General features: G+C 72.8%; 7 protein-coding genes. 2 read left to right on the top strand and 5 right to left on the bottom strand.

The window, feature by feature from the left end:
* On the bottom strand, positions 1 to 1,034 hold a 1,034-nt coding region (locus QYM41_RS14890; RefSeq protein ID WP_368800563.1), incomplete at its 3' end, for a cytochrome c oxidase subunit I.
* Positions 1,035 to 1,163: 129 nt separating this feature from the next.
* Here QYM41_RS14890 and QYM41_RS14885 point away from each other — a divergent pair.
* Both QYM41_RS14885 and QYM41_RS14880 read left to right on the top strand, forming a co-directional pair.
* Positions 1,164 to 1,694, top strand: a complete 531-nt coding sequence (locus QYM41_RS14885) for a MarR family winged helix-turn-helix transcriptional regulator (protein WP_368800562.1) — start codon at positions 1,164 to 1,166, stop codon at positions 1,692 to 1,694.
* A gap of 100 nt (positions 1,695 to 1,794) precedes the next feature.
* Complete coding sequence (locus tag QYM41_RS14880; protein WP_368800561.1) at positions 1,795 to 2,910, top strand: NAD(P)-dependent alcohol dehydrogenase; 1,116 nt, start codon at positions 1,795 to 1,797, stop codon at positions 2,908 to 2,910.
* A 40-nt stretch (positions 2,911 to 2,950) separates the two neighbouring features.
* Here QYM41_RS14880 and QYM41_RS14875 read toward each other — a convergent pair whose 3' ends face one another.
* The 4 genes from QYM41_RS14875 to QYM41_RS14860 are packed head-to-tail and all read right to left on the bottom strand — an operon-like array spanning position 2,951 to position 7,690.
* Complete coding sequence (locus QYM41_RS14875; protein ID WP_368800560.1) at positions 2,951 to 4,273, bottom strand: MFS transporter; 1,323 nt, start codon at positions 4,271 to 4,273, stop codon at positions 2,951 to 2,953.
* Positions 4,260 to 5,918 (bottom strand): ATP-binding cassette domain-containing protein, encoded by a 1,659-nt coding sequence (locus tag QYM41_RS14870; RefSeq protein WP_368800559.1) that lies wholly within the window; start codon positions 5,916 to 5,918, stop codon positions 4,260 to 4,262. The genes QYM41_RS14875 and QYM41_RS14870 overlap by 14 nt, the downstream gene beginning before the upstream one ends.
* Positions 5,911 to 6,756 carry an ABC transporter permease gene (locus tag QYM41_RS14865; protein ID WP_368800558.1) on the bottom strand — a complete coding sequence of 282 codons (846 nt, stop codon included), beginning with the start codon at positions 6,754 to 6,756 and terminating at the stop codon, positions 5,911 to 5,913. The genes QYM41_RS14870 and QYM41_RS14865 overlap by 8 nt, the downstream gene beginning before the upstream one ends.
* Positions 6,749 to 7,690 (bottom strand): ABC transporter permease, encoded by a 942-nt coding sequence (locus QYM41_RS14860; protein WP_368800557.1) that lies wholly within the window; start codon positions 7,688 to 7,690, stop codon positions 6,749 to 6,751. The genes QYM41_RS14865 and QYM41_RS14860 overlap by 8 nt, the downstream gene beginning before the upstream one ends.
* Positions 7,691 to 7,701 lie beyond the last annotated feature (11 nt).

Genomic DNA, 7,701 nt, shown 5'->3' with positions numbered 1-7,701 from the left:
CAGTTGAAGAACTTCACCCCGGTGGGCACCGCGATCATCATCGTCATGAACGCGAAGAAGGACAGCATCACCGTCCCGGTGACGTACATGTGGTGGGCCCACACGGTCACCGACAGCGCGGCGATGGCGATCGTGGCGAAGACCAGGCCCTTGTAGCCGAAGACCGGTTTCCTCGAGAAGGCGGGGATGATCTCCGAGACGATGCCGAAGAAGGGCAGCGCGATGATGTAGACCTCGGGGTGGCCGAAGAACCAGAACAGGTGCTGCCACAGCACCGCTCCCCCGGTGGCCGGGTCGAAGATGTGCCCGCCGAGGGTGCGGTCCATGCCCAGCGCCAGCAGGGCCGCGGCCAGCGGGGGGAACGCCATGATCATCAGCAGCGAGGTGATCAGGGCGTTCCAGGTGAACAGGCCCATCCGCCACACGGTCATGCCGGGGGCGCGCATCGCGATGATCGTGGTGATGAAGTTGACCGCCCCCAGGATGGTGCCGAAGCCCTGCAGCGCCAGCCCGAAGACCCAGAGGTCGCCGCCGGCGCCGGGCGAGAACGAGGAGTTCGAGAGCGGGGCATAGGCGAACCACCCGAAGGAGGCCGCTCCGGCCGGGGTGAGGAAGCCGGACAGGGCGATCAGGGACCCGAAGAGGAAGAACCAGAAGGCCAGGGCGTTCAGGCGCGGGAACGCCACGTCCGGGGCGCCGATCTGCAGGGGCACCAGCACGTTGGCGAAGCCGGTGAACAGCGGGGTGCCGAACATCAGCAGCATCAGCGTGCCGTGCATGGTGAACAGCTGGTTGTACTGCTCCTTGGTCTCGAGCACCTGCATGCCCGGGGCCCACAGCTCCGCGCGGATCAGCAGCGCCATCACCCCGCCGATGCAGAAGAAGGTGAAGGCCGCGATCAGGTACATGTACCCGATGGTCTTGTGGTCGGTGGAGGTGATCCAGTCGACGACGATCCGGCCCTTCGACCGCGGCACCACCCGCGGGGGCGTCACCGGCCGGGCCTCGTCGGCGGCGTACGCAGAGATGGTCATGGCAGTTCTCCTCGGGCTCGGGATGACCGGTGGGGCGGGAGGCGGGGCACGCTCCCGGTCCCCACTTTATCTCGCTCGCGAAACAACTATAAAAAGGCGTCGTCATCCCCGACATGACAGCATGAGGTCATGCCGCCACCGGAAGACCGCACGACCCCGGCCGAGGACGCCGTGGATGCCGCGACCCGCCAGTGGAAGCAGGCGTGGCCGGAGCTCGACGTGCAGCCGGGTGAGGTGCTGGCACGGATCCACCACCTGGGCCAGCTGATCGAGAAGGTGCAGAACCAGCGCCTGCGCCGCCGGCCCGGGATGCCGGTGGACAACCTCGGGGACTTCGACGTGCTGCGCACCCTGCGCCGGGCCGGGGCGCCCTACGCCCTGACGCCGGGGCAGATCCGGCAGGCCATGCTCGTCTCCTCGGCCGGGCTGTCCGGGCGGCTCAAGCGCCTGGAGGCCACCGGATGGATCAACCGGACCGCTTCCCCCCACGACGCCCGCTCGGTCCTGGTGGCCCTGACCCCGGAGGGGCTCGCCGATCTCGACCGCGACCTGCCGGAGCACTACGCCTTCGAGGACGGCCTGCTGGAGGTCCTCTCGGCGGACGAGCGGGGCGAGCTGGCCCGCGCCCTGCGCTCCCTCATCCTGAGCACTGAGGGGTGACGGCCGGCCCGGCCACCGCGAGGTCGTGGGCGCCGGGGGAGCAACTCTCTAGACTGCGGAGCACCACCCGGTCGTCCCCGCCACCGCAGAGGAGAGCGCCATGAAGATCCGTGCAGCCGTCGTCGAGGAGATCGGCGCCCCTTTCCGGCTCCAGGACGTGGAGCTGGCCGAGCCGGAGCGGGGCGAGGTCCGGGTCCGTCTCGTCGCGTCCGGGGTCTGCCACACCGACGCCATCACCCGCGACGGCGACATGCCCCTGCCGCTGCCCGGCATCCTCGGCCACGAGGGCGCCGGGGTCGTCGAGCAGGTCGGTCCGGGGGTGACGTCGGTGGCCGCCGGGGACCGGGTGATCCTGGGCTGGCCCTCCTGCGGGCAGTGCAGGAACTGCCTCGACGGCCGGCCCCGGTACTGCGCCCGCACCGGGGAGGCCCTGGTCTCGGGACGGCGCTTCCGCGGCGAGGCCGCCGGGACCTCCGCCTACACCCGCGGCGAGACGGGCGAGCTCTCGGGGCACTTCTTCGGCCAGTCCTCCTTCGCCACCCACTCGATCGTGCTGGCCGACGCCCTGGTCCCGGCCCCCGACGACGTGCCGCTGGAGCTGCTCGGACCGCTGGCCTGCGGGCTGGGCACCGGGGCGGGGGCGGTGCTCAACGAGACCCGTCCGGAGCCCGGCTCCTCACTGGTCGTCTTCGGCGTCGGCGCGGTGGGCCTGGCGGCGATCATGGCCGCCCGGTCCACCGCCGCCACCACGATCATCGCCGTGGACCTGCACGACTCCCGGCTCGAGCTGGCCACCCGCTACGGCGCCACCCACACGATCAACTCGTCCGGGGCCGACGTGCCCGCGGAGGTGCGGCGGATCACCGGCGACGCCGCCGACTACGCCTTCGAGTGCACCGGGGTGATCCCCGTGGTGGAGCAGGCCGCCGAGTGCGTGGGCATGCTCGGCACCCTGGTGCTCATCGGCGGCGCGCCGGCCCAGGCCCGTTTCAGCCTCGACCACCTACGCACGCTGTGGGGCAAGCGCGTGATCGGGGTGCTGGGCGGCGGCAGCCGCAGCACGAAGTTCATCCCCGCCCTGATCGACCTCCACCGGCAGGGCCGCTTCCCGTTCGACGAGCTCGTCCGGTACTACGGTCTTGACGAGATCGAGCAGGCCCTGGCCGACAGCAGGTCCGGGGCCGTGGTCAAGCCGATCGTGCGCATGCCCCAGTAGGCCCGGCGCCCGCGGCCGGCAGCTGCGAGCCGGTGGTCGGTCAGCGCGTTCCTGTCGACGGCACCGCGGCGGAGGACGGGCCGGCGGGCCGGGTGCCGCGATGCCCGCGGAGCACCGCCGGCAGGGCCGCGGCGACCAGGAGGGCCAGCAGGACCAGCGGCGTCCACGGAGTGCCGGGCCACCACTGGTGCCGGTCGGTGAGGTCCAGCAGCTGTCCGAGCACGGCGTTGCCGGCCAGCACGGTGACCCCGCCGCACGTGGCAGCCAGCCCGTAGTAGACGCCCCGGCCCGCGGCAGGTCCCTGGGCGGGGACGAACGACGGGATGAGGGACAGGATCGTGGGGGTCAGGAGCATGTGGCCGAGGATCAGGAGGGTGACGACGCCCAGCAGGGGTGCCGGCGAGCCGGCAGCGGCCCCAGGGGGCACGGACGTCAGGGCCATCCAGGTGAACGCGCCGGCCTCCAGAACGAAGCCGACCGCCAGGGCACGTTCGGGGCCGAGGCGCCGTCCCGCGCCGGAGACGGGCAGCTGCAGCGCCAGGGTCAGGACGGAGGCCAGCAGGAACAGCGGGCCGAGCCAGGCGCCGTCGAGACCTCGCCGGCTCAGTTCGACGGGCACGGCGAAGTAGAGCTGCTGGTAGGCCAGCATCTTCGTCCCGGCCAGTGCGCAGAACACCACGAAGCGCCGGTCGCGCGCACAGGCCCAGCGACCGCCGGCCGCAGCGGGGACGGCGGCGTGCACCCCCTCGTCCCGGTCCGGCGGCCGGCGGGCCGGTTCGGCCGGGAGGAGCCACCAGAGCAGGACCGTGACCACGGCGAACACGCCGATCCCCAGGCTCAGGGCAGCGTCGATCCCCCATCCCAGGAGGGCCGATCCGAGGACCGGGCCCAGGACGGCACCGATCTCTCCGGTGATCGCCAGCCACACGAACACCGACCGCCGGCGTCCCCGCCCGCGGCTCGCCGCCTCCGTCCCGGCCGGCTGATCGGCGAGGGAGAGCCGGGACTCCAGGGCCGGCGAGAAGAGGGCGCCGCCTGCACCGGTCAGGACCGCGCCGAGCAGGAACAGGGGGAAGCCGGACGCTGCCGCCAGCGTGGCGTAGCCGACGATGCGCACCAGGCAACCGGTGAGGACGGCGCGGCGAGCGCCCCACCGGTCGGCCAGCATCCCGCCCAGCAGGAACATGCCCTGCTGGCTGAAGGTCCGGGCTCCCAGCACCAGTCCGACGGCGGTCGCGTCCAGGCCGTACTCGGTGCCCATGGCCCCGGCCAGGAAGGGCACCACGGCGTAGAAGCCGATGTTGAACACCAGCTGCGCTCCCAGCAGGGTGCGGGTCTCGGACCCCTGGTCACGGAAGGGCATGCTGGTGCTCCTCCGGTCGGCGGTCGGTGCCGAGGATCGCGCACACCTGTGGCAGCGCCGCCGCCACCAGCTGCCTGCTGTGCTCGTGGCGAGGGTGCGCGAAGACCTCGGAGGTCTCGGCGAGCTCGACCAGCCGGCCCCGGAAGAGCACGGCGACGCGGTGGCTCATGTAGCGCACGACGCTCAGGTCGTGCGAGATCATCACGAGGGTCAGGCGCCGGTCCCGGTGCAGGCGCAGCAGCAGGTCCAGGACGGTGCGCTGGGTCACCGCGTCCAGGGCCGAGGTGGCCTCGTCGCAGATGAGCACCTCGGGTTCCAGCAGCAGGGCCCTGGCGATGGTCAGCCGCTGCAGCTGGCCACCGGAGCACTGGCCGGGGTACCTGTCCAGCAGACCGGGGTCCAGCCCCACCTCCCGCACGACCTCGTGGATGCGTGCACGCCGCTGCTCGGGCGTGCCGTTCCGGTCGCGCAGCAGGGGCGCCTCCACGCTGGTGCCCAGCCTCATGCGGGGATCGAAGGAGTCGTGCGGGTCCTGGAACACGAGCTGGACGCGCGAGCCCGTCGCCCCGTCCCCGTCGGCGCCCCGGCCGCTGACGACGCGACCGCGGTCCGGGGTCTCGAGCCCGACGACCAGCCGCGCCAGGGTGCTCTTGCCGGATCCGGACTGCCCCAGCACCCCGAGGATCTCGCCCTCCCGCAGCTCGAGGGACACCCGCTCCACGGCGGGACGGGTCTCACGCCGTGGCGAGCCGAACCGCTTGGTGACGTCGTCCACGACCACGACCGGGCGCGCCCCGGCGGTGGTGGGCGGCGTCCCGGCGGGGGTGAGAGCGGCCGCCTCCAGGAGGGCCTTCGTGCACGGGCTCCGCGGGGAGTTGAGCACGGCGCCGGCCGGCCCGGACTCCTGCACGCGCCCGGCGTCCAGCACCACGACCCTGTCGGCGTAGGCGGACACGGTGGCCAGGTTGTGGGTGATGTAGAGGACTCCCAGACCGCGGTCGCGCCGTTCGCGGTCGATGAGCTCCAGGACCTGCCGCTCGAGCACCGTGTCGAGCGCCGAGGTCGGTTCGTCGGCCAGGAGCAGCTCCGGGGCGCCGGCCAGGGCCAGGGCCACCATGGCGCGCTGGGCCATGCCGCCCGAGAGCTGGTGGGGATGTGCTCGGGCGCACCACTGGGGGTCCTCGAACCCCACCTCGGCCAACAGCTCCAGCGTTCGTGCCCTCGCCCGCGCGCCGCGGAGACCGGCATGGATCCTCAGCGGCTCCCGCAGGTGGTTGCCGATGGTCCGGCGCGGGTTGAACATCCGCTTCGGCTGCTGATGGAGCATGCCGATCCGGCCGCCGCGCACACGGTTCAGCTCCGCCTCGCCGGCCCGGGTGAGGTCCGTCCCGCCCAGCCGGACCGTCCCCGCGTCGAGGTGCACCTGTGCGGGCAGCAGACCGAGGGCGGACATGGCCGTCAGCGTCTTGCCCGACCCGGAGGCGCCCACCAGCGCCACGAACTCCCCGGGGGCCACCGAGAGATCGATCCCGGACAGGATCGGGCGGCCGCCGGCGCGGTCCGCGGACACGGTGGTGGAACGGTGCGCACCCACGGGCGCCCGGTGGCTGACGTGCAGGTCCTCGACGACCAGGCCCTCAGGCATCAGGGACCGGGTCCGGCGAGGGCGGGGTCAGCAGCATCCGGGTGCTGCTCAAGCGCGCCAGGCGCTGGCCGAGGAAGGTCACGCACAGGGCGACGGTGAAGACCACCAGCCCTGGGGCCAGGATCGCCGCCGGCGCCCGGTCGGCATAGGGCTGGGCCGCGGCCAGCATCGACCCCCAGTCCGACTGCGGCGGCTGCACCCCCAGTCCCAGGTAGGACAGGGCGCCGACCGTGATGAGGAACTGCCCGAACCGCAGCGCCGCCTGCCCCAGGAGCGGCCCCGCGAGGTGCGGCAGGATGTGCCGGAGGACGACGAACGAGCTCGAGCACCCCAGCACCCGTGCGGCCTCGATGAACCCCCGTGCCGAGACGTCGTAGGTCAGGGCACGGGCCAGCCGGGCGAAGGGCGTCCAGCCGGTCACGGTCAGGGCCAGCACCAGGGACAGGAAGCCCGGCCCCAGCACGGCGACCAGGAACAGGGCCACCACCATCTCCGGCAGCGCCAGCAGGACGTCGTTGGCGCGGGTGAACAGCTCGTCGAGCCAGCCCCTCCGGCGGGCACTGAGCACGCCGATCCCCGCCCCGAGCACACCGGTCAGGACGGTGGCCAGGGTGGCGACGACCAGGGAGAACCTCCCGCCGTCAAGCAGCCGGCTCAGGGTGTCCCGGCCCAGGTGGTCCGTGCCCAGCCAGTGCGCCGGACCGGGCGGGGCGAGCCGGGCGGTGAGGTCCTGGTCAGCGGGCGGGTACGGCACGATCCAGGGCGCGGCCGCCACGGACGCCACGACGAGGACCAGGACCGCGATCGCGGCCCAGACGAGCACGGGCCGTTCACGCATGGTGCCCCCGGAGCCGGGGGTTGAGGAGTCCGTGGACCAGGTCCGCCGCGGTGGTCAGCAGCACGGCCAGTCCCACCACGACGACCACACCGCCCTGGGCCAGGGGGATGTCACTGTTGAGCACGGCGTCGTAGAGCAGCCGCCCCATGCCGGGGATCGCGAAGATGACCTCGACGATGACGGAGCCGCCCAGCAGGCCGGCGAACCACACGGCAACCAGCGTGGTCAGCGGCAGCAGCCCGTTGGGCAGCACGTGCTTGCCGACAGTGTGGAACCGGCTGAGTCCCCGGGCACGGGCGGCGACGACGTGCTCGGCGTCCAGCGCGTCGAGCATCCCCTCGCGCACGGCAGAGGTGAAGTAGCTGATCGGGCGCAGGGCGAGAACGGTCACGGGCAGCACCGCGGACGCCGGGCCCTCCCATCCGGCTGAGGGCAGCAGGGACAGTTTCAGGGCGAAGGCCAGCACGAGCATCGGCGCCAGCCAGTACTCGGGCATCGCGATGAATGCCTGGGTGACCGTGGTGATCACGCGGTCGGCCGGGCGCCCCTCCTGCAGGGCGGCGATGCCCCCCAGCAGCACGGACACCGCGACAGCCGCTCCCAGGGCCATGACCACCAGGCTCAGGGTGATCCACAGGGCGGGCAGGACCTGCTCGACCACCGGTGTGCGGCTGGCGTAGGACAGGCCCATGTCCCCGCCGGCGAGCCGGCCGAGCCAGCGCAGGTACTGCACCGCCAGGGGGTCCTGGAGTCCGAGTTCGAGCGCCAGCCCCTGGGCGACGGTGTCGTCGATCACCTCCCCGGCCACCCGCGACCGGATGATCTTGCGCACCGGGTCCCCCGGAGTCACGTAGGGAATGAGGAAGACCACGAAGGACGCCAGCAGGACGGTGACCCCCAGGGTCGCCGCCCTCCTGGCCAGGAACGCCGTCACCGCGCTCCCGG

Source organism: Kocuria oxytropis (assembly GCF_040981195.1).
In the GTDB taxonomy this organism is placed as follows: Bacteria; Actinomycetota; Actinomycetes; order Actinomycetales; family Micrococcaceae; genus Kocuria; species Kocuria oxytropis.
This window is presented reverse-complemented; position numbering and strand designations above follow the sequence as displayed.